Annotated in this window: 19 protein-coding genes; 5 read left to right on the forward strand and 14 right to left on the reverse strand. The window is 69.3% G+C overall.

The features are described 5' to 3' along the window. Nucleotides 1-45 precede the first annotated feature (45 nt). The 3 genes from LKD76_RS17685 to cobJ are packed head-to-tail and all read left to right on the forward strand — an operon-like array spanning nucleotide 46 to nucleotide 2,897. Nucleotides 46-618, forward strand: coding sequence for a hypothetical protein (locus LKD76_RS17685; RefSeq protein WP_227982432.1), 573 nt, complete (start codon nucleotides 46-48; stop codon nucleotides 616-618). Nucleotides 619-654: 36 nt separating this feature from the next. Next, entirely contained in the window at nucleotides 655-1,290 is a 636-nt protein-coding gene (locus tag LKD76_RS17690) for a precorrin-8X methylmutase (protein ID WP_227982433.1), read from the forward strand. After that, nucleotides 1,287-2,897 carry a precorrin-3B C(17)-methyltransferase gene (gene cobJ, locus LKD76_RS17695; protein WP_227982434.1) on the forward strand — a complete coding sequence of 537 codons (1,611 nt, stop codon included), beginning with the start codon at nucleotides 1,287-1,289 and terminating at the stop codon, nucleotides 2,895-2,897. Before LKD76_RS17690 ends, cobJ begins: the two co-directional genes overlap by 4 nt. Before the next feature lie 8 nt (nucleotides 2,898-2,905). Here the strand turns inward: cobJ and LKD76_RS17700 are convergent, their stop codons facing one another. Genes LKD76_RS17700 through dprE2 form a run of 3 tightly spaced genes read right to left on the reverse strand, consistent with a single transcriptional unit; the run spans nucleotide 2,906 to nucleotide 5,612 of the window. Further along, nucleotides 2,906-3,643 (reverse strand): cobalt-precorrin-6A reductase, encoded by a 738-nt coding sequence (locus LKD76_RS17700; RefSeq protein WP_227982435.1) that lies wholly within the window; start codon nucleotides 3,641-3,643, stop codon nucleotides 2,906-2,908. Then, nucleotides 3,640-4,860, reverse strand: a complete 1,221-nt coding sequence (gene cbiE, locus LKD76_RS17705) for a precorrin-6y C5,15-methyltransferase (decarboxylating) subunit CbiE (protein ID WP_227985287.1) — start codon at nucleotides 4,858-4,860, stop codon at nucleotides 3,640-3,642. The genes LKD76_RS17700 and cbiE overlap by 4 nt, the downstream gene beginning before the upstream one ends. Beyond that, nucleotides 4,857-5,612, reverse strand: a complete 756-nt coding sequence (gene dprE2, locus LKD76_RS17710; RefSeq protein ID WP_227982436.1) for a decaprenylphospho-beta-D-erythro-pentofuranosid-2-ulose 2-reductase — start codon at nucleotides 5,610-5,612, stop codon at nucleotides 4,857-4,859. Before dprE2 ends, cbiE begins: the two co-directional genes overlap by 4 nt. A gap of 118 nt (nucleotides 5,613-5,730) precedes the next feature. Between dprE2 and LKD76_RS17715 the strand changes: the two genes are divergently transcribed. Then, the gene (locus LKD76_RS17715; protein WP_227982437.1) at nucleotides 5,731-6,138 is read left to right on the forward strand and encodes a PPOX class F420-dependent oxidoreductase; all 408 of its coding nucleotides are present in this window, start codon (nucleotides 5,731-5,733) and stop codon (nucleotides 6,136-6,138) included. A gap of 3 nt (nucleotides 6,139-6,141) precedes the next feature. On the opposite strand, the gene LKD76_RS17720 is transcribed toward LKD76_RS17715, so the two are convergent. Next, nucleotides 6,142-7,269, reverse strand: coding sequence for a M24 family metallopeptidase (locus tag LKD76_RS17720; protein WP_227982438.1), 1,128 nt, complete (start codon nucleotides 7,267-7,269; stop codon nucleotides 6,142-6,144). 102 nt (nucleotides 7,270-7,371) lie between these two features. Between LKD76_RS17720 and LKD76_RS17725 the strand changes: the two genes are divergently transcribed. Continuing rightward, the gene (locus LKD76_RS17725; RefSeq protein WP_227982439.1) at nucleotides 7,372-8,331 is read left to right on the forward strand and encodes a 5'-3' exonuclease; all 960 of its coding nucleotides are present in this window, start codon (nucleotides 7,372-7,374) and stop codon (nucleotides 8,329-8,331) included. 64 nt (nucleotides 8,332-8,395) lie between these two features. On the opposite strand, the gene LKD76_RS17730 is transcribed toward LKD76_RS17725, so the two are convergent. The 10 genes from LKD76_RS17730 to prcB form a co-directional block, all read right to left on the reverse strand. Next, nucleotides 8,396-9,139: a DUF4333 domain-containing protein gene (locus tag LKD76_RS17730; RefSeq protein ID WP_227982440.1), complete on the reverse strand. Its 744-nt coding sequence runs from the start codon at nucleotides 9,137-9,139 to the stop codon at nucleotides 8,396-8,398. A gap of 104 nt (nucleotides 9,140-9,243) precedes the next feature. Next, the gene (locus LKD76_RS17735; RefSeq protein WP_255661691.1) at nucleotides 9,244-11,940 is read right to left on the reverse strand and encodes a DEAD/DEAH box helicase; all 2,697 of its coding nucleotides are present in this window, start codon (nucleotides 11,938-11,940) and stop codon (nucleotides 9,244-9,246) included. After that, nucleotides 11,937-12,929 carry a twin-arginine translocase subunit TatC gene (gene tatC, locus LKD76_RS17740; RefSeq protein ID WP_227985288.1) on the reverse strand — a complete coding sequence of 331 codons (993 nt, stop codon included), beginning with the start codon at nucleotides 12,927-12,929 and terminating at the stop codon, nucleotides 11,937-11,939. The genes LKD76_RS17735 and tatC overlap by 4 nt, the downstream gene beginning before the upstream one ends. Before the next feature lie 113 nt (nucleotides 12,930-13,042). Beyond that, nucleotides 13,043-13,309 carry a Sec-independent protein translocase subunit TatA gene (gene tatA / locus LKD76_RS17745; protein ID WP_227982442.1) on the reverse strand — a complete coding sequence of 89 codons (267 nt, stop codon included), beginning with the start codon at nucleotides 13,307-13,309 and terminating at the stop codon, nucleotides 13,043-13,045. Nucleotides 13,310-13,435: 126 nt separating this feature from the next. Continuing rightward, nucleotides 13,436-14,479, reverse strand: coding sequence for a 2-dehydropantoate 2-reductase (locus LKD76_RS17750; RefSeq protein ID WP_227982443.1), 1,044 nt, complete (start codon nucleotides 14,477-14,479; stop codon nucleotides 13,436-13,438). After that, nucleotides 14,476-15,480 (reverse strand): helix-turn-helix transcriptional regulator, encoded by a 1,005-nt coding sequence (locus tag LKD76_RS17755; protein ID WP_227982444.1) that lies wholly within the window; start codon nucleotides 15,478-15,480, stop codon nucleotides 14,476-14,478. The genes LKD76_RS17750 and LKD76_RS17755 overlap by 4 nt, the downstream gene beginning before the upstream one ends. A 40-nt stretch (nucleotides 15,481-15,520) precedes the next feature. Then, complete coding sequence (locus LKD76_RS17760; protein WP_227982445.1) at nucleotides 15,521-16,516, reverse strand: helix-turn-helix transcriptional regulator; 996 nt, start codon at nucleotides 16,514-16,516, stop codon at nucleotides 15,521-15,523. 120 nt (nucleotides 16,517-16,636) lie between these two features. Continuing rightward, the gene (pafA, locus tag LKD76_RS17765) at nucleotides 16,637-17,995 is read right to left on the reverse strand and encodes a Pup--protein ligase (protein WP_227982446.1); all 1,359 of its coding nucleotides are present in this window, start codon (nucleotides 17,993-17,995) and stop codon (nucleotides 16,637-16,639) included. A 376-nt stretch (nucleotides 17,996-18,371) separates the two neighbouring features. Further along, nucleotides 18,372-19,148, reverse strand: a complete 777-nt coding sequence (gene prcA / locus LKD76_RS17770) for a proteasome subunit alpha (RefSeq protein ID WP_227982447.1) — start codon at nucleotides 19,146-19,148, stop codon at nucleotides 18,372-18,374. Then, nucleotides 19,145-19,963 (reverse strand): proteasome subunit beta, encoded by an 819-nt coding sequence (gene prcB, locus LKD76_RS17775; protein WP_227985289.1) that lies wholly within the window; start codon nucleotides 19,961-19,963, stop codon nucleotides 19,145-19,147. Before prcB ends, prcA begins: the two co-directional genes overlap by 4 nt. Between the last annotated feature and the right edge of the window lies 1 nt (nucleotide 19,964).

The following is a 19,964-nucleotide window of genomic DNA, read 5'->3' on the forward strand; positions in this document are numbered from 1 at the left end:
CGTTCGATGCTCCATCCGGCATCGGGAGTCGCGCACACTGGAGCGATGGACCCGTCCGCGGATCATCCCCGCTCGACCGCCGAGCTGCTCACCGACGCTCAGATCGAGCGACTCACCCCCGGACAGCGGCGGGAGCTGATCATCCGGCTGCGCCCGAACCGGGCACTGCCCGATCCGCGCCGGGTGCGGGTGGCGCGTGGCCTGCGACTGTCGCTGATGACCGGCGGATCGATCGCGATGATTCCCTGGCTGGTGTACCTCGGGTTCACCCTGCCGCAGGACTACACCGCCAATCACTGGGCCCTGGCGTGGATCGGATTCGACATCCTGCTGGTGCTGATGATGGCGACCACCGCATATCTGGGCTGGCGGCGGCGGGCGCTGCTGATCCTGCCCGCCTTCGGCACCGGCGTGCTGCTGCTCGTCGACGCGTGGTTCGACACCACCACGGCCGGACCCGACGATATCCGGCTGTCGATCGCGACCGCGGTGTTCGCGGAGATCCCGCTGGCGCTGCTGCTGCTCACCGGTCCGCTGGCCCTGTTCCGATATCTGGTCCTCGCCAATCCGCTGCACGATCCGGCCCGCTCGCCGTGGCGGGTGCGGATGCCCTTCTGACAGAGCGGCCCACGCCCTGCCGCTAGGGTGAACGCCATGTCCGACGTGCGTACCAGCTACCTCACCGACGGTGCCGAGATCTATCGGCGCTCGTTCGCGACCATCCGGGCCGAGGCCGATCTGGCCCGGTTCCCGGACGATGTCGCACAGGTCGTGGTGCGCATGATCCACGCCTGCGGCCAGGTGGATCTGACCACCGATATCTCGCACACCGCGCAGGTCGTGGCCGCGGCACGCGCGGCGCTGCGCGCCGGCGCCCCGATCCTGTGCGACGCCACGATGGTCGCCTCCGGTGTCACCCGCAAGCGGCTACCGGCCGACAACGAGGTGCTGTGCCTGCTCGCCGATCCGCGGGTGCCCGATCTCGCGCAGCGGATGGGCAACACGAGATCGGCCGCGGCACTGGAGTTGTGGCGTGACCGGCTCGACGGCGCGGTGGTCGCGATCGGCAACGCCCCCACCGCCCTGTTCCATCTGCTCGACATGCTCGACGCGGGCGCGCCCCGCCCGGCCGCGATCCTGGGCATCCCGGTCGGCTTCATCGGCGCCGCCGAATCCAAACAGGCCCTGGCCGAATTCGGCGGCGTCGAATACCTCACCGTGCACGGCCGGCGCGGTGGCAGCGCGATCACCGCCGCCGCCCTCAACGCGATCGCGAGTGAGCGGGAATGAGCGACACACAGCGACCCGCAGCGGCATCGGCGCCCGGCAAACTGTGGGGTGTGGGGCTGGGACCGGGCGATCCGGAACTGGTGACGGTGAAAGCCGCCAGGATCATCGAGAACGCCGATGTCATCGCCTTCCACAGCGCTCGCCACGGTCGCAGCATCTCCCGATCGATCGCGGCACCGTATATGCGGCCCGGCCAGCTCGAGGAACATCTCGTCTATCCGGTCACCACCGAGACCACCGATCATCCCGGCGGCTATCAGGGTGCGATCGACGAGTTCTACGAACGCGCGGCCGAGGTCCTGGCCACCCACCTGGCCGCGGGCCGCACGGTGGCCCTGCTGGCGGCCGGTGATCCCCTCTTCTACAGCTCCTACATGCATATGCATCGCCGGCTGGCCGACCGATTCCCGGCGGAGATCATTCCGGGGATCACCTCGGTGAGTGCCGCGTCGGCGGCTCTCGGCACCCCGCTGGTGGAGGGTGAGCAGGTGCTGACGGTCCTGCCGGGGACCATGCCGCCCGATCAGCTCGCGGCCCGGCTCGCCGACACCGACGCCGCGGCGATCATGAAACTCGGCCGGACCTATCCCGGTGTGCGGCAAGCACTGTCGGATTCGGGCCGACTCGCCGACGCCTACTATGTGGAACGCGCCAGCACCGGGCGGCAGCGGATCCTGCCCGCCGCCGAGGTCTCCGACGCCGATGTCCCCTACTTCGCCATCACCATCGTGCCCGGCCCGGCGCCGACCACCGAGATTCCGTTCACCGATGGCCACATCGCAGCGGAAACGACCGCGGCACCGGCGGATTGCGCGGATGTCCCGTCCACGACGGGCGAGGTGGTGGTGATCGGGCTGGGCCCCGGATCGCCGCAGTGGACCACCCCGGAGGTCACCCGCGCGCTCGCGGCGGCCACCGATATCGTCGGCTACAGCACCTATGTCGACCGGGTACCGGTGCGCCCCGGCCAGCGCCGCCACCTCAGCGACAATCGAGTCGAATCCGAACGTGCCGCGATGGCTTTGGATCTGGCGAAATCGGGGGCGCGAGTGGTGGTCGTGTCCTCCGGCGATCCGGGCGTATTCGCGATGGCCGCCGCTGTCGTGGAGGAGTCGGCGGATCCGCAGTGGCGCGATGTGCCCGTGCGGGTGCTGCCCGGGGTGACGGCCGCCAGTGCGGTCGCCGCGCGGATCGGCGCACCCCTGGGCCACGACTTCGCGATGATCTCGCTGTCGGACCGGCTCAAGCCGTGGGACACCGTGGCACAGCGGATTTCGGCGGTCGCGCGCGCCGATATGGCGATCGCGATCTACAACCCCGCTTCCACGCAGCGCCGATGGCAGGTCGCGGCCATGCGGGACCTGTTGCTCGAACACCGCGATCCGCAGACCCCGGTCGTCCTCGGCCGCGATGTGGGCGGGCCGGAGGAATCGGTGCGGGTCACCACTCTCACCGAGCTGAACCCCGACGACATCGATATGCGCACCCTGTTGATCATCGGCGCCTCCACCACCGCGACCGTCGACACCCCGCACGGCACCAGGGTCTACACCTCGCGCCGGTACGGGGCCGAACGCCACCCGTCACCGGTATCGGCCGACCGCTGACGATCCGCTCAGCGCCCGCGCAACCACTCCCATGCCGCGGCGACGGTGTCCGCCCGGTCGGCGCCCTCGGGAGTGGGAGGGCGGTCGACCACGATCACCGGGATATCGTGCGCACGAGCCGCGGTCAGCTTGGCCACCGTGAGATCGCCGCCGCTGTCCTTGGTGACGAGGGCGTCGATCCGATGCTCGCGCAGCAGCTCGAGTTCCCGCGCCACGGTGAACGGCCCGCGGGACAGCAGCAGTCGATGTCGCGGCGGAACGGGTCCGGCGGGCGGGTCGATGGCGCGGATGAGAAACCAGGACTCACTCAGGCCGGCGAAGTGGGCGACACCCTGGCGGCCGATGGTGAGGAATATCCGGCCGTGCTCCGCCGCCGCGCGAGCGGCCGCGGTCAGATCCGGGACCCGGATCCATCGATCGCCCGGCTCGGGCGACCATCCGGGGCGCCGCAGATGCAGAATGGGCACTCCCACCGACCGGGCCGCGGCCACCGCGTGCGCCGAGATGGTGCCGGCGAAGGGATGGGTGGCGTCCACCACGGCGTCGATATCGTTGTCGGTCAGCCACTTCCGCAGCCCGGCGGTGCCGCCGAATCCGCCGATGCGGACCTGTCCCTCGGGCAGTACGGGTTCGCGCACTCGTCCGGCGAGCGAAGAGACGATCTCGAATTCTCGCTCTCCGCCGGCGATCGCGGCGAGCTCCCGGGCCTCCCGGGTACCGCCCAGTATCAGTACCTTCGATGTCACGCCGGTTTGGTCACCACCCATTGCGTCACCGGTAGCTGTGGCCGCCACGCGGTGAACCCGCCCAGCGGTTCGGCCCGATAGATCTGGAATTTACGCAGGTCACCGCCGTGGGTGGCGGCCCAGCGCAGCAGTAGCGCCTCCGATTCCGCGGTGACGGCGTTGGCCACCAGGCGCCCACCCGGCCGCAGCCGCTGCCAGCACGCCTCGAAGACGCCGCCCTGGGTCAGTCCGCCGCCGAGGAACACCGCATCCGGCGCCGCCGCGTCGCCGGCGGCCAGCTCGCCCAGTACTTCCGCGCGCACCGAGATCGCGGGCACACCCAGCGTGATCGCGTTGGCGGTGATCTGCTCGCGCCGCGCCGCGCTGCGCTCGAACGTGACGGCGCGACAGTCGGGATGGGTGCGGCACCATTCGATGGCGATCGTGCCCGAGCCACCACCGACATCCCACAGCAGTTCACCGGGCGCGGGTGCGAGCGCGGCCACCGACAGGGTGCGGACCTCGGCCTTGGTGAGCTGTCCGTCCCCGCCGTAGGCGGTATCGGGCAGCCCCGGCAGCCGGGTCAGTCGCGGCGTGCCGGGATCGCGGACGGCGTCGACGGCGACGATGTTGAGCGGATCACCCGCGGGCGCGGCCCAGTGTGCCGCGATGCCGTCGACGATGCGCTCCCCGGGCCCGCCCAGCTGTTCCAGGACGGTCATGCGGGAGGCGCCGTATCCGTTGCGGCACAACAGCTCCGCCAGCGCGGCCGGGGCATGCTCGTCGGCACCGAGCACCAGCAGCCGACGACCGTCGTCGAGTTCGGGCAGCACCGTCTCCATCGGCCGGCCCACGGCGCTCACCACGGGCGTGTGCGCACTCGCCCAGCCCAGGCGCGCGCAGGCCAGCGTCGCCGACGAGGGCTGCGGAAACACCCGGATCGCATGCGGCCCCAGCATTTTCGCCAGCGTCACACCGATTCCGTAGAACATGGGGTCACCGCTGGCCAGCACGCAGATCCGGGCCGCGCGATGACGCTCGAGCAGCTCCGCGAGTGCGGGCAGCAGCGGGGTCGGCCACGGCAGCCGCCGCGCCGGCGTCGCCTGCGCGGGTACCAGATCCAGTTGTCTGGCCGAACCGAACAGGACCTCGGCGCCGGCGACCTCCGCCCGCGCCGCGGCGGCGATCCCGGGCCAGCCGTCCGCGCCGATCCCGACCACCGCGATCGGCGGCATCAGCGCGGCATCCGGCGCCAGATCGCCTGCGGCACCAGGCGTGCCACGGCGAAGGCCGGCCCCAGCGCACGCGGTACCCAGATGCGGCCGGCCCGGCGGCGCAGGCCCGCCACCACGGCCGCGGCGACCTGGTCGGGAGTGCTCGACAGCGGCGCCGGGCTCATCCCCTCGGTCATCCGGCCGGTGACGAACCCGGGGCGCACCAGCAACAGATGAACACCGCTGCCGTGCAACGCGTCCGACAGTCCGGACGCGAATCCGTCCAGCCCCGCCTTCCCCGCACCGTAGACGTAGTTGGCGCGCCGCACCCGGACCCCGGCGACCGAACTGAACACCACCAGCTGCCCGCTGCCCTGAGCGCGCAGCAGATTCGCCAGGACGGTCAGCACGCTGACCTGGGCGAGGAAATCGGTGTGCAGGACCGCGACCGCGGCGGCCGGATCCCGCTCCGCACGCGCTTGGTCGCCCAGCACGCCGAAGGCGAGGATCGCGACACCGATCCGGCCGTGATCGTGGACCACTCGATCCAGCAGCGTCTGATGCGTGTCCAGGGCGTCGGCATCGAATTCCACGGTCTGCACCGAACGGGCTCCAGCCCGTTCCAGCTCGGCGCGCTCCTCGGACAGGTCACCGCTGCGCCGGGCGGCCAGGACCACGTCGCGTCCGCCGCAGATCCGGCGCACCACCTGCAGTCCCATTTCACTGCGCCCGCCCAGCAGCACGATGACGCCGTCGTCGAGTTCCCGCACTCCCATGCCGCACAGTGTGCCATCGGCACCGGCAGCACCCGGCAACCGACCGCCGTGCCCCGCCCCGCCCCGCCGGATCCACCGTGCGTGCGGCGGGGCCGGGCGAGTTGCTAGCGTCGCATCCATGACCGGTACCGCCCAGCGCATCGAGCTGACCCCCAGTGCTTCGGAATTCGTCGCCGAGCGGCATCTGGCGACGCTGACCACCCTGCGCGCCGATGGCACCCCGCATGTCGTCGCCATCGGCTTCACCTGGGATCCCGAGGCCGGAATCGCGCGGGTGATCACCGGCGGCCCCACCACGAAGGCCCGCAACGTGCGACGGGGCGGATACGCGGCGCTGAGCCAGGTCGACGGTGCGCGCTGGCTCACCCTGGAGGGCCCGGCCGAGGTGTGGACCGAGCCCGCCCAGGTGGCCGACGCCGAACACCGCTACGCCCAGCGCTATCGGACCCCGCGCGAGAATCCGCAACGCGTGGTCATCGCGGTGCGCGTATCGCGGGTGCTGTCGAGCAGCACCCTGCGCGAGTGACCGTCACAGCACGGTGAGCCCGTGCGGCCGCTGGTTCATCGATTCGCCGCCGTCCTCGGTGACGATCACGATGTCCTCGATGCGGGCGCCCCATTCGCCGCGGAAGTAGATGCCCGGTTCGACACTGAAGGCCATCCCGGCCTCGAGCACGATGTCGTTTCCGGCCACGATATAGGGCTCCTCGTGCACCGACAGGCCGATTCCGTGGCCGGTGCGGTGGATGAACGCCGCACCGAATCCGGCCTCCGACAACAGATCTCGTGCCGCGGCATCCACCGATTCGGCCGTGACACCCGGACGCACGGCCGCGACCGCGGCGGCCTGCGCACGCTCGAGGACGGCATACGGTTCGGCGATCTCCGGCGCCGGCTCGCCCAGTACGTAGGTGCGGGTGGAGTCGGAGAAGTAGCCGGGCGTCACCGGTCCGCCGATATCGATCACCACGACGTCACCGGCTTCGATCACCCGATCCGAGACGGCGTGATGGGGGTCGGCGCCGTTCGGGCCGCTGCCCACGATCACGAAGTCGGCGTAGTCGTGGCCCTCCTCGACGATCGCGGCGGTGATATCCGCGGCGACCTCCGCCTCGGTGCGCCCGGGCCGCAGCCACTCACCCATCCGGGCGTGCACGCGATCGATGGCCGCACCCGCCCGCCGCAGTGCGTCGATCTCGGCGCCGTCCTTGATCATCCGGATCCGGCGCAGGATCGGGGTCGCCGACACCGGCAGCGAGGTCAGCGCATCCGCAATCGGCAGCAGGTGCAAGGCGGGCATGGCGTCGCCGACCGCGACCCGGGCGCCGGCGTTCAGCGTGGATTTCACGACCGCGTAGGGATCGGTGCCGTCGACCCACGGCACCAGATGCAAGCCCAGTTCCCCGGCGGCCGAGCCGTCGAGCGAGGCCAGTTCCAGCTGCGGCACCACCACCGACGGAGTTTCGCCGCTGGCCGGAATCACCAGGCAGGTCAGCCGCTCGAAGGACTGGGCCGCCGAACCCAGCAGATATCGCAGATCCGGGCCGGGCGTGATCAACAGTGCGTCCAGATGTGCCGCGCGGGTCAGTTCCGCCGCCCGCTCCAACCGCTTGCCGTAGATCTCGGCACCGAATCGTGACTCCGTCTGCGCGCTCATGCGATACGACGTTACCCGCCGCTCGTGAACCGTTCGGATGATCACGGCGTTCGCGACCGGGTCGTGCCCGAGGAGTCGGTGCGGCCCGGTAGCGTCTGCGCCATGTCCAGTGCGAGTGACCGGCCGCTGTTGCTGCTCGACGGCGCGAGTCTGTGGTTCCGGGCGTTCTACGCCATTCCGGAGAAGATCACCGCGCCGGACGGCCGTCCGGTGAACGCCTTGCGCGGATTCACCGATATGGTGGCCGCGCTGATCACCCGCCACCGGCCGGGGCGGCTGGTGGTGTGTCTGGATCTCGATTGGCGTCCGGCCTTCCGGGTCGACCTGGTGCCCTCCTACAAGGCTCATCGCCTCGATACCGCGGCCGAGGCACCGCCCGGCGCCGAGGAGGTGCCCGATACCCTCATACCGCAGGTCGACATGATCGCCGAGGTGCTGGCGGCGGCCGGGATCGCGACCGCGGGCGCCGCGGGTCTCGAGGCCGACGACGTGATCGGCACTCTCGCCACCCGCGAGCGCGACGACCAGGTGATCGTGGTCAGCGGCGATCGCGATCTGCTACAGCTGGTGCGCGCCGACGACCCGCCGGTGCGGGTGTTCTACGTCGGGCGCGGCCTGGCCAAGGCCGAACTGCTCGGGCCAGCCGAGGTAGCCGCGAAATACGGTGTGCCACAGGAGAACGCGGGCCCGGCCTACGCCGACATGGCGACGTTGCGGGGCGATGCCTCCGATGGACTGCCCGGGGTGGCCGGCATCGGCGACAAATCCGCGGCGACCTTGATCTCTCGTTTCGGTTCGCTCGAGGCGCTGGTGGCCGCCGTCGACGACCCGGATACCGAGCTGGCGCGCGGGGTCCGCGCGAAACTGGTTGCGGCGCAGGAATATCTGAAGGCCGCGGCGCCGGTCGTGCGGGTGGTGCGCGACGCCGAGGTGGAGTTCTCCGGTCCCGACCGGCTTCCCGACGGACCCGTCGACCCCGACCGGCTGCGCGCGCTCGCGGCCGGATACAACGCCGAGAGCCCGATCGAGCGGTTGACCGCCGCACTCGCCGCTCGCGGGTAGCGCCGACGGCTACGAGGCGGGTGGGACCGTGAGCGGTCCCACCCCGGCCTCGGCGGCCGAGGTGTCAGTTGGGTCGGCCGACCTCGTAGGTTCCGTCGTCCTTGGTGATCTTGACGGTGACCTTCTTCTGCTCACCGCCGACCTCGAGGGTGCAGTCGAAGGTGCCGCCGACCGATACCTTCTGCCCCGACGGACAGCTGACGCTCTCGACGTCGTCGATGCCGTAGGAATCCTTGAGAACCTTCTGCACCCCGTCCTGAACGGCCTTGTTGTCCAGCTTGTCGCTACCGAGGAAGACGAAGGCGAGGACCACCGCGACCACCACCACGACCAGGACACCGATGCCGCCGAAGAGCAGGCCCTTCTTCGACTTCTTGGTGGGGGTGGTGGTCAGCTGGGGTTCCTGCATCCCCCACTGCTGCTGTGGCTGATCGGCGGGCGGCTGCTGGTTCCACTGCTGCTGCGATTGAGTGGGCTGACTCCACTGCTGCTGCGAAGGCTGCGGCGGCTGCCCCCACTGCTGCTGGGTCGGCTCCCACGGCTGCGGCTGGGCGGGCGGCTGCTGCGGCCAGGACGGCTGGCTCTGCTGACCCCACTGCGGCTGCGGCGCCTGCGGTTGCTGACCCCACTGCTGCTGTTGCGGCGGCGCGGGCTGGCTCCACTGCTGGGGCTGCTGAGGCTGTCCACCCCACTGCGGTGACGGCCCGGGCTGGCCGGGCTGCGGCTGCCCCGACCACTGCTGGGTCGGGTCGCCGCTGTGTCCCTCCCCTGGACCTGGGGTCTCGTTCGGTCCGTACGGGCCGCTCATGTGCCTGCCTCCACTCGCACTCGTCGTCTCACTTCCCCCCGCGTGAGGTGATCAGGCCCTCACCACGGTCGGTACCGGTAGTCATCCAATCACAGCCGGACACGCTACGCGGCGTCCACCGCCACAACGCCGCGCCGGATCGCACGCACCGACTTCGCGGCGGTGGCGGCGATTTCGACGTCGTCGGCGGTCTGGTGGATCTGATCGAGCAGATCGATCACCTGGCGGCACCAGCGCACGAAATCGCCCGCCGACAGCGCACTACCCTGATCGCCGCTGGCCAGCAACGATTCGGCCAATCCATCACCGCGCGCCCATTTGTAGATGCCGGTCACGAACCCCAGATCGGGTTCCCGCGTCGGCGCGAGCTTGTGCCGCGCCTCATCGGTGCGCAACTGGCTCCAGACCCCGATCGTGGCGCCCACCGCGCGCCGCACCGGTTCGGTCGGACCGGACGGGCCGAGATATCCGCCCTCCTGCCGCGATTCGAAGACCAGCACCGAGACCACAGCCGCGAGTTCGGCCGCGCCGAGGCCGCGCCACATTCCCTGGCGCAGGCATTCGGCCACCACCAGGTCGGCCTCGGTGTAGATCCGGGCCAGGCGACGCCCGTCGGCGGTGACCTCCCCGGCGTCGACGTACCCGCGTTCGGTCAGCAACGCCACGATCCGATCGAAAGTGCGCGCCAGTGAATTGGTGGTGGTGGCGACCTTCTGGCGCATCGACTCGGTCTCGCGCTCGAGCCGGTTGTACCGCTCCCCCAGCCGGGCCAGCTGTTCCCGGTCGGGCCGGGTGTGCGCCGGATGGGCGCGCAGGGCACGACGCAGCGTGGCCAGCTCCCGATCGTCGGCCGCTCGCGCCCGGGCACCGCGGCGGCCACGACCGGGTACCGAGATTCCGGTGCTGCGCAGCGCGGACGCCAGATCGCGGCGCGCCCGGGCCGTGCGGTGGTCGACATGGCGGGGCAACCGCATCCGGCCCAGCGGCTGCGCGGGGGTCGGAAAGTCGGCCGCCGACACGCGTCCGGCCCAGGTGTCGGCGGTGAGCACCAGCGGCCGCGGATCACCGGGACTCGAATCCGGTTCCAGAATCACCGCCAGTCCCTGGCGGCGACCGGTGGGAATGGCCACCACATCGCCGCGGCGCAAAGAGGTGAGTGACGCCACCGCGGCCCCGCGCCGATCGGCCCGGCCCTGCCGCTCGAGTTCCCGCTCCCGCTGTTTGATCCGCTCACGCAGCGACAGATACTCGAGGAAATCGTCATCGCCGATCTGGGTGCGTACCTTGCGGATCTGGGCCTCGTTGCGCTCGATCCCCCGCACCAGACCCACGACCGAGCGATCGGCCTGGAACTGCGCGAAGGACCGTTCCAGCAGTTCGCGTGACTGCGCCGCCCCCATCCGGTCGATGAGGTTGATCGACATGTTGTATCCGGGCCGGAACGAACTGCGCAGCGGATAAGTCCGGGTGGAGGCCAGACCGGCCACCGCACTGGTATCGACATCGGGATGCCACATCACCACGGCATGCCCCTCCACGTCGATACCGCGACGCCCGGCGCGACCGGTGAGCTGGGTGTATTCGCCCGGCGTCAGTTCGGCGTGGGTTTCCCCGTTGAATTTCACCAGCCGCTCCAGCACCACCGTCCGGGCCGGCATGTTGATGCCCAGAGCCAGTGTCTCCGTTGCGAATACGGCCCGCACCAGACCTCGTACGAACAACTCCTCGACGGTGTGGCGGAAGGCGGGCAGCATCCCGGCGTGATGGGCGGCCAGACCCCGAAACAGCGCCTCCCGCCATTCCCAGTAGCCGAGCACGTCCAGATCGGCGCGCGGCAGATCACCGGTGTGGCGCTCGATGACGGCCTCGATCTCCGTCGCGTCGTCGGGGCGGCTCAGATCCAGCCGTGACCGCAGGCACTGGGCCAGCGCACCGTCGCATCCCGCCCGGCTGAAGATAAAGGTGATCGCCGGAAGCAGCCCCTCCTCGTCGAGGCGGGCGAGCATCTCCGGGCGTGGCACCGGGCGGTAATCACGGCGTGGTCCCCCGCGATGACGCGGATTCGACCAGCCGTTCATCCGATCGGCCGCTTCGCGATGCTTGATGTAGCGGACCAGATCCTCGTCGACGAGCACCTTCTGATCGCTGGATTTCGCATCGAACAGATCGAACATCCGGCGGCCGACCATGACGTGCTGCCACAGCGGCACCGGGCGCGTCTCGTCGACGATGACCGCGGTATCCCCGCGCACGGTCTCCATCCAGGCGCCGAACTCCTCGGCGTTGCTCACCGTCGCCGACAGGCTGACCAGCCGTACCTCCGGCGGCAGATGCAGGATGACCTCCTCCCACACCGCCCCGCGGAAACGGTCGGCCAGGTAGTGCACCTCGTCCATGACGACATACGACAGCGCGGCCAGCGCATCGGAACCCGCGTAGAGCATGTTGCGCAGCACTTCGGTGGTCATGACCACCACCTGCGCGTCCGGGTTGATCGACTGATCGCCGGTCAGCAGCCCGACCGCGTCGCGGCCATAGCGATCCACCAGGTCGGCGTACTTCTGGTTCGACAGTGCCTTGATCGGAGTGGTGTAGAAGCACTTCCTGCCCGCTACCCGGGCCAGGTGCACCGCGAACTCACCGACCACCGTCTTGCCGGCGCCGGTCGGGGCGCAGACGAGCACACTGTGACCGTTCTGCAGCGCCGCGCAGGCCTGCTGCTGAAACGGATCCAGAGAGAATTTCAGGTCGGCGGCGAATGCCGCGAGTTCGCCAGTCAGCGACGGTTGTCCCACGTTCAGAGGGTATCGGAGTAGTCCGACACCGGGCGCGGGGTTTTCCGCGGTACGCCGTTCGCCGATACCGGCCCGCTCGATGTCACCGGTTGCGCGGAATCGACCGGTGTCACCCCGTCGACCCCGTCCGGCCCGTGCAGCGGGGAGGCCTCGTCGTCCGACAGCGCACCCCAGTTGTCACCGCGGCGGGCCCGGCGACGGTCGTTGACCCGGGCCACCTGGACCGCCACCTCGAACAGCACGGTCAGCGCGGCGGCCAGCGCCAGCATCGAGAACGGGTCCTGCGGGGTGACGATCGCGGCGAAGACGAACAGGCCGAAGATCATGCCGCGGCGCCATTTCTTCAGCCGCTCGTAGGTCAGCACACCGACCATGTTCAGCCCGATGATCAGCAACGGAGTCTCGAAACTGAAACCGAAGATGATCAGCAACTTGATGATGAACCCGAAGTACTGGGTACCGCTGAGCGCGGTGATCTGCACATTGCTGCCGATGCCCATCAGGAAGCTCAGGGCGTGGGCCACCACCCAGTACGCCAGTACCGCACCGGTCACGAACAGCACGACCCCGGAGGCGACGAAGCTGATCGCGTACTTGCGCTCCTTCGCGTACAGCCCCGGGGTGACGAATGCCCACAGCTGATACAGCCAGATCGGGCAGGCCATCACCACACCCGCGGTCAGGGCCACCTTGAAGCGGAGCATGAACTGTTCGAACGGCGCGGTCGCCAGCAGCCGGCAGGTACCGTCGACGGTCAGCTGCGCGCGATGCTCCGGCGGTAGCGAACAGTACGGTCCCCGCAGGATGTCACCCAGGCTGTCGATCCCGAGGAACGAATGCGAGTACCAGAGGAATCCGAGCACCGAGGTCAGCGCGACCGCCAGCAAGGCCTTCAACAACCGCGAACGCAACTCGTGCAGATGGTCGACCAACGACATGGTGCCGTCGGGATTCGTCCTGCGCCGACTGCGGCGGGGGTCGAACGGAATGCGCATGGATGTGACTGCCTCGCTGATCACCTGGCGACCGGATCCGGATGAAGCGCCCACTCCTCATCGGGCCGTCTCCGCGGGCGCGGCTGGAGTGACGGCCTCGTGGCGAGGGCGGATCAGGCCGTGTGGCGATCCTTGTCGGCCTGCGGTGCGGGATTCGCCGGCTGCGCGGACGGCAGCTCGGCGGCCGGAGCCGACTGCTGTGCGGTGCCGGATGCGGTCGCCGACCCGGAGCCCTCGGACTGCATCTCGCTCATCTCACTCTTGAAGATGCGCAAGGAACGTCCGAGACCTCGGGCGGCGTCGGGCAGCCGCTTGGCGCCGAACAGCAGCAGGATCACCAACGCAATGATGAGCCAGTGCGTCGGGCTCAATGAACCCATCGAAAACCTCCCAAGACTGTGGTATGTCCGATGCTACCGGACCGGAATCCGCCGGTGGCGAGGGTCGCCGCTCTCGGCGTCGGCGCCGGCCACGCGGGCCACCGGCCGGCGCTCGCCGCCACCGGGTCAGCGCTCGCCCGCGCCCACCCGCCCGGAACCGCTCGCATCGCGCAACCGGGCCAGCAGATCCGCCCCCGACCAGCGGCGATCATCGCCGTTCTCCGCCGCCCGGATCAACTCGGTCAGCCGGGCGTTGACCGGAGTAGGTACCCCGACGATCCGGCCGAGATTCACGATTTCCCCGCAGAGCCAATCGATTTCGGTGCGGCGCCCCAGGGCCAGATCATCGGCCATCGAGGAGCGGGCCATCGGATCCACCGCCAGCACCCGCCCCGCGACCCGGGTGAAGATCGCGTCCGGAACCGGCAGCAACCGCACCATCGCGCGCGGCCGCAGCGTGGTCAGCCGGGCCGGCCGGATGCCCGCGCGGCGCATCACGGCCAGGGCTTCGGCCTGTGCCAGTGCCAGACAGCGACGGTAGTCACGGTCGCCCAGTTCGTCGCGCAGCGGACGGCCCGACAGGGCGTTGATCGGATTGTTCAGGTTGAGCAGCAGTTTCGCCCACTGCACCGGGCGCAGATCCGGATGACGCTCCAGCGGCAGACCGGCCCGATCGAACAGCGGCGCGAACCGGGCCAGCGCGGGATCGTCGGCGACGGCCACCCCGCCATCGGTACCGCGATGGAAATGGCCCGCCCCGCGATGGACGACGTTGAACATCACCATCCCGGCCGACACCACCGGCGCCGGCAGCGCCTCCCGGATCACGGCATCGTTGCCGATGCCGTTCTGCAGGCTGATCACCACCGTGTCGGCCCGCACCCGATCGCGCAGTTGTGCCGCGGCCGCCGCGGTCTGCGCGGATTTCACCGTGATCAACACCAGATCGGCGGTCGCGGCGCTGCCGGGTTCGGTTTCGGTGCGAAACCCGCTCGTGGCCACTCGATCGTCACCACCGTCGAGGTCGGTCAGCCGCAGCCCGTGCGCACCGATCTCGTCCAGCATCCGCGGGCGGCCCACGAAACTCACCTGTGCGCCGGCCGCCGCCAGCTTCCCGCCCACGAACAGGCCGATACTTCCGGCGCCGAGCACCGTCACCCGAAATGTCAAGCGGGACCCACCTCCTCGATCACGGCCTCGTCGTAGCCCAGGTCGCCGAGATCGTCGTAGGCTGCCAGCGCGGCGGCCGACCGATCACGCACCGCGTTCACCAGTTCCGGCGGACCGAGGACCGTGACTCCCGAACCGAACCCCAGCAGCAGCCGCGCGATCCAGTCCAGCGTGGCGAAGCGCATCGTCGCCTCCACGCTGCCGTCGGGGTGGACCACCACCGGATGCATCGGATACTGGTCGAGCACCCATCCGTAGTCCCCGCGAATCCGCAAGCGCGCCAAGGCCACCGCCGGATCATCGGAGAACAGGTCCAGACCCGCCGATTCCTCGGTGGCGTGGCTGGGCGGGTCGGCCGGCTCCTCGAGTTCGGTGGCCTCCTCGATCCGATCGAACCGGAACAACCGCACGCCCTCGGCCTGCCGGCACCATGCCTGTAAATAGGAGTTGTTGTCCACCAGCACGATCCGGATCGGATCCACGATCCGCTCGGATACCACGTCCCGGCTCGCGGAGTAGTACACCAGCCGTAAGGCCCGCCCGTCGGCCAGCGCCGAACGCACCGTCGTCACCGCGGGTGCCTCGGCCGGCACCGCGGAATCCGGTTCGCCGCGGTGGTCGGCCTCACCGGAGATGGCGGATTCGATCTTCGCGATCGCCGAACGCGCGGCGGTCGGATCCACCATGCCGGGCAGATCCGCGATCGACCGCAGCGCCACCAGCAGTGCCGTCGCCTCGATCGAGGTCAGTCGCAGTGGCCGGTCGATCCCGGCCGAGAAGGTGACCTCGATACTCTCCTCGGAGAACGACAGGTCGATCAGGTCGCCGGGCCCGTACCCGGGCAGTCCGCACATCCACAGCTGGTTGAGATCGCTCATCAGCTGCTTGGTGCTGACCCCGAGCTCCCCCGCCGCCTCCGCCGCGCTGATGCCCGGATTCGCCAGGAAATACGGAACCATGTTCAGCAGCCGCGACAATCGCGTCGACAGTCGACTGCTCATCGCCACACCACACCCCCGGTCGTCACGCCCGTCACGCCCCTCACGCCGACACCTCCGTCCGCTCCAGCACCGACCGCAGCCGCGAGATCACGTCGGCCCGCAGATCCTCCGGCGCCAGTACCAGCGCATCCGGCCCCAGACCGGTGATCAGCCGGGCCAGCCAGTCGCGCGAGCGCACCGGGACCTCCACCACCGACCCGGACCGGCCGTCGACCGTACGCTCGGCGAGCACCACGCCCAACCGGCGAATCTCCTGCCCCCGGCCCTGAGCGACCCAGACCGTCGCCGACCCGGTGACCGGCGACGCGCCCGTCACCTGCGCCACGATCCGCCGCAGATCGACCTCCGCCGGTTTGTGCACGGCGTTCTCGGGACCGTAGACCTCGACCTCCGCGCCGATCCGCGACAGGCGGAACGTGCGAACCGCGTCCCGATCGCGATCGTGCCCGACCAGATACCAGCGGCCGTGCCGCGTCACCACACCCCACGGTTCCACATCGCGCATCGCGTACGGCGCGTTATGGGTCACCCGATGCTGGAATCGCACCGCCCGGCCGGCATCGATCGCCGCCAGCAAGCGGCCCAGCGCCGCTTCGGAGCCACGGGTGCGCGCCGGCACCGACGGCACCGACGCCGAGGCCGCATCCGGATCGACGTGCACGCCGGCCGCCCGCAACTTCAGTACCGCGCTCTCGGCGGCGCTGGCCAGCTCCGGAGACTCCCACAATTGCACCGCCACCGCGACCGCCGCCGTTTCCGCGCTGGTCAGATCGATATCGGGCAGTTCGTAGGCATCGCGGTTGATCCGATACCCCTCCTGGCCGGAGTATCGGCCCACCGGGCCGACCTCCAGCGGGATACCGAGATCCCGTAATTCGTTCTTGTCGCGCTCGAACATCCGGCTGAACGCCTCATCGCTGGCCGACTCCTCATAACCGGCGACGCTGTCGCGAATCCGCTCCGCGGTGAGGAACTGCCGGGTCGACAGCAGCGCGATCACCAGATTCATCAGCCGTTCGACCTTGGAAATCGCCACCCGACACAGAGTAATCGGCATGCCGCGACGACGATGCGCCACCGCACCGATCAGCCTCGAATCCTGCGCGCCGGCCCCGGCGCGGCATTGAGCCCCGGGGGCTTCCCGGGGCTCATGTACTCACATCGAGGCGATCAGCCGATCCACCCGTTCGTCGACCGAACGGAACGGGTCCTTGCACAGCACCGTGCGCTGCGCCTGATCGTTCAACTTCAGATGCACCCAGTCGACCGTGAAGTCCCGGCCGGCCTCTTGCGCCGCGGTGATGAAATCACCACGCAACTTCGCGCGGGTGGTCTGTGGCGGCGTCGTGACCGCCGCGTCGACGGAATCGTCCTCGGTGATCCGCTTGACCAGCCCCTTGCGCTGCAGCAGATCGAAGACACCACGACCACGCTTGATGTCGTGATAGGCCAGATCGAGCTGAGCGATCTTCGGATCCGACAGCTCCATCGAATACCGGTCCTGATACCGCTGGAACAGCTTGCGCTTGATCACCCAGTCGATCTCGGTGTCGACCTTCGCGAAATCCTGCGCCTCCACCGCGTCGAGGGTGCGGCCCCACAGATCCACCACCGCGTCCACCTGCGGATCACGCTCACGATTGCGCAGATGCTCGACCGCGCGGGCGTAGTACTCCCGTTGGATCTCGAGCGCGCTGGCCTGCCGACCGCCCGCCAGCCGCACCGGACGGCGGCCGGTCAGATCGTGGCTGACCTCGCGGATCGCGCGGATCGGATTGTCGAGCGCGAAATCGCGGAACGACACACCCGCCTCGATCATCTCCAGCACCAGCGCCGCGGTGCCCACCTTCAACATGGTGGTCGACTCGGCCATATTGGAATCGCCGACGATCACGTGCAGGCGGCGGTATTTCTCCGCGTCGGCGTGCGGCTCGTCGCGGGTGTTGATGATCGGCCGCGACCGCGTCGTCGCCGAGGACACCCCCTCCCAGATGTGCTCGGCCCGCTGCGACAGGCAGAACGTCGCCGCCTTGGGCGTCTGCAGGATCTTGCCCGCACCGCAGATCAGCTGTCTGGTCACCAGGAACGGCAACAGGACATCGGAAATCCTCGAGAACTCCCCGGCACGGACCACGAGGAAGTTCTCGTGGCAGCCGTAGGAGTTGCCCGCGGAATCGGTGTTGTTCTTGAACAGATAGATGTCACCGCCGATCCCTTCCTCCGCCAAGCGTTGCTCGGCGTCGATCAGCAACTCCTCGAGCACTCGCTCACCCGCACGATCGTGGGTGACCAGCTGCACCAGCGAGTCGCATTCGGCCGTCGCATACTCCGGATGGGAACCGACATCGAGATAGAGCCGCGCTCCGTTGCGGAGAAATACGTTCGAACTACGGCCCCAGGACACCACCCGGCGGAACAGATACCGGGCCACCTCGTCAGGACTCAACCGACGGTGACCGTGGAACGTGCACGTCACCCCGAACTCGGTCTCGATCCCCATAATTCGTCGCTGCACACCATCGACAGTACAGCCAAGCGAACTCCGAAAGTGGCTGTGCGAGCAGACGGTTGCATACGGCTTCACAACAATATCGGCGGCCCCACCGCCGTGGGGGCGGGGTTTGCGGTCCCCGCGCCTGGCCAGGACGCCGGACCGCGGAGAGCGCGGCCGCGGTCGACAGGCCACCGGGTTGATGCGGGATACCTATATCGCCAGGTAGAGGCGCCGACCGAGCGGATGGCATACCGACTCCGCGGCAATGGCCGACGCCAGTGGCTCCGAGCCGGGTGGGCGCGCAGGCGAACAGCGGCGTGCCCGGACGCCGACCGGCCCCGCGCACCGCGTGTGGTGCACGGGGCCGGCCCGGATACTTCGCCTCGCCTGCCGGTGCCTACGCGTTGGACGGATCGCCGGCGGAGGGAGTTTCCGGCTCGGCGTTCTCGTCGGCGGCCGCACCGTCGGCGGACAGCAGCGATTCCAGTGTGGCGTGCGGAACCCGCCGGAACGCCCGGCGGGGGCGGGCCTGCTCGAGGGTCGCCACCTCGAGCGAGGACACCGCGATCGTGCGCTTGTCCTTGTCGCCGTTGTCGGGCGCACCCTGCTGCAGGGCGTCCACGGCGGTCCGGATCGCGGCGCGCAGTTCCAGCCCCGGCTGATAGCTGTCCTTGAGCGCGGTGCTGATGGGCTCGGTATTGCCACCCATCACCACGAAATCACGCTCGTCGACGATCGAGCCGTCGAAGTTGATCCGGTACAGCACCGAATTGGATGTCTGTTCCGGATACCCGACCTCACCGATGCAGATCTCCACCTCGTAGGGCTTGAGCTGATCGGTGAAGATCGTGCCCAGCGTGGAGGCGTACATGTTCGCCAGCGCCCGGCCCGCCACATCGCGCCGGTCGTACTGGTATCCCCGCAGGTCGGCCTGCAGGATGCCGCCACGACGCAGACTCTCGAACTCGTTGTACTTACCGACCGCGGCGAATCCGATGCGGTCGTAGAGTTCGCTCACCTTGTGCAGTGTCGCCGACGGATTCTCGGCGACGAACAGCACACCCTTGTCGTACACCAACACCACGACACTGCGGCCCCGGGCGATGCCTTTGCGCGCAAGTTCGGTCTTGTCGCGCATGATCTGTTCGGCCGACGCGTAGTACGGCAGTGTCATGGACGCGCACCCCCTTCTTCGGCCGCACGTTCGTCGACGATCGAGCGCGCGATCTGCTCGAGCCGCTCGTCGGTAACGTCCAGTGCCCCTTCGGCATTGATGACCACCGCGGTGGGGTAGATCCCCCGCAGCAGGTCCGGTCCGCCGGTCGCGGTGTCGTCGTCGGAGGCGTCCAGCAGCGATTCCACGGCGATGCGCAGAGCGCCGTCTTCGTCCATGCCGCGGCTGTAGGTCTTCTTCAACGACGACTTCGCGAACATCGAGCCCGAACCGGTGGCGGTGTAGCCGAAGCGCTCTTCGCTGCGGCCCCCGACCACGTCGTAGGACACGATACGGCCGGCCCGTTCCGGATCGGTGGCCTCGAGGTCATAGCCGACCAGGATCGGCACCACCGCCAGGCCCTGGAGCGCGGCGGGCAGGTTGTCACGGACCATCTTCGACAGCTTGTTGGCCTTACCGTCGAAGGTCAGCGGCACGCCCTCGATCTTCTCGTAGTACTCGAGCTCCACGGCGAACAGCCGGATCATCTCCACCGCGACCCCGGCGGTACCGGCGATCCCGGCCGCGGAGAAGGTGTCGGTGATGTACACCTTCTCCATATCGCGGCTGGCCAGCAGGTTGCCCTGGGTGGCACGGCGGTCACCGGCGATCAGCACACCGCCGCGGTAGGTCACCGCGACGATGGTGGTGCCGTGGGGCGCCAAGTCCTCGGCCCTTCCGGAGGCCTTGGCGGCCGCGCCGAAACCGTTGCCCGGCAACAGTTCCGGCGCGTTTTCCCGTAGATATTCGGAGAATGACGAGAGGGCGTACCCCATG

This window comes from Nocardia spumae, from assembly GCF_020733635.1.
Classification (GTDB): Bacteria; Actinomycetota; Actinomycetes; order Mycobacteriales; family Mycobacteriaceae; genus Nocardia; species Nocardia spumae.

Excerpts from the sequence above, each read along its gene's own strand:
- LKD76_RS17685 (WP_227982432.1), top strand. The coding sequence starts at position 46 with ATGGACCCGTCCGCGGATCATCCCCGCTCGACCGCCGAGCTGCTCACC.
- LKD76_RS17690 (WP_227982433.1), top strand. The coding sequence starts at position 655 with ATGTCCGACGTGCGTACCAGCTACCTCACCGACGGTGCCGAGATCTAT.
- cobJ (WP_227982434.1), top strand. The coding sequence starts at position 1,287 with ATGAGCGACACACAGCGACCCGCAGCGGCATCGGCGCCCGGCAAACTG.
- dprE2 (WP_227982436.1), bottom strand. The coding sequence starts at position 5,612 with ATGGGAGTGCGGGAACTCGACGACGGCGTCATCGTGCTGCTGGGCGGG.
- LKD76_RS17715 (WP_227982437.1), top strand. The coding sequence starts at position 5,731 with ATGACCGGTACCGCCCAGCGCATCGAGCTGACCCCCAGTGCTTCGGAA.
- LKD76_RS17720 (WP_227982438.1), bottom strand. The coding sequence starts at position 7,269 with ATGAGCGCGCAGACGGAGTCACGATTCGGTGCCGAGATCTACGGCAAG.
- LKD76_RS17725 (WP_227982439.1), top strand. The coding sequence starts at position 7,372 with ATGTCCAGTGCGAGTGACCGGCCGCTGTTGCTGCTCGACGGCGCGAGT.
- LKD76_RS17730 (WP_227982440.1), bottom strand. The coding sequence starts at position 9,139 with ATGAGCGGCCCGTACGGACCGAACGAGACCCCAGGTCCAGGGGAGGGA.
- tatC (WP_227985288.1), bottom strand. The coding sequence starts at position 12,929 with ATGCGCATTCCGTTCGACCCCCGCCGCAGTCGGCGCAGGACGAATCCC.
- tatA (WP_227982442.1), bottom strand. The coding sequence starts at position 13,309 with ATGGGTTCATTGAGCCCGACGCACTGGCTCATCATTGCGTTGGTGATC.
- LKD76_RS17755 (WP_227982444.1), bottom strand. The coding sequence starts at position 15,480 with ATGAGCAGTCGACTGTCGACGCGATTGTCGCGGCTGCTGAACATGGTT.
- prcA (WP_227982447.1), bottom strand. The coding sequence starts at position 19,148 with ATGACACTGCCGTACTACGCGTCGGCCGAACAGATCATGCGCGACAAG.
- prcB (WP_227985289.1), bottom strand. The coding sequence starts at position 19,963 with ATGGGGTACGCCCTCTCGTCATTCTCCGAATATCTACGGGAAAACGCG.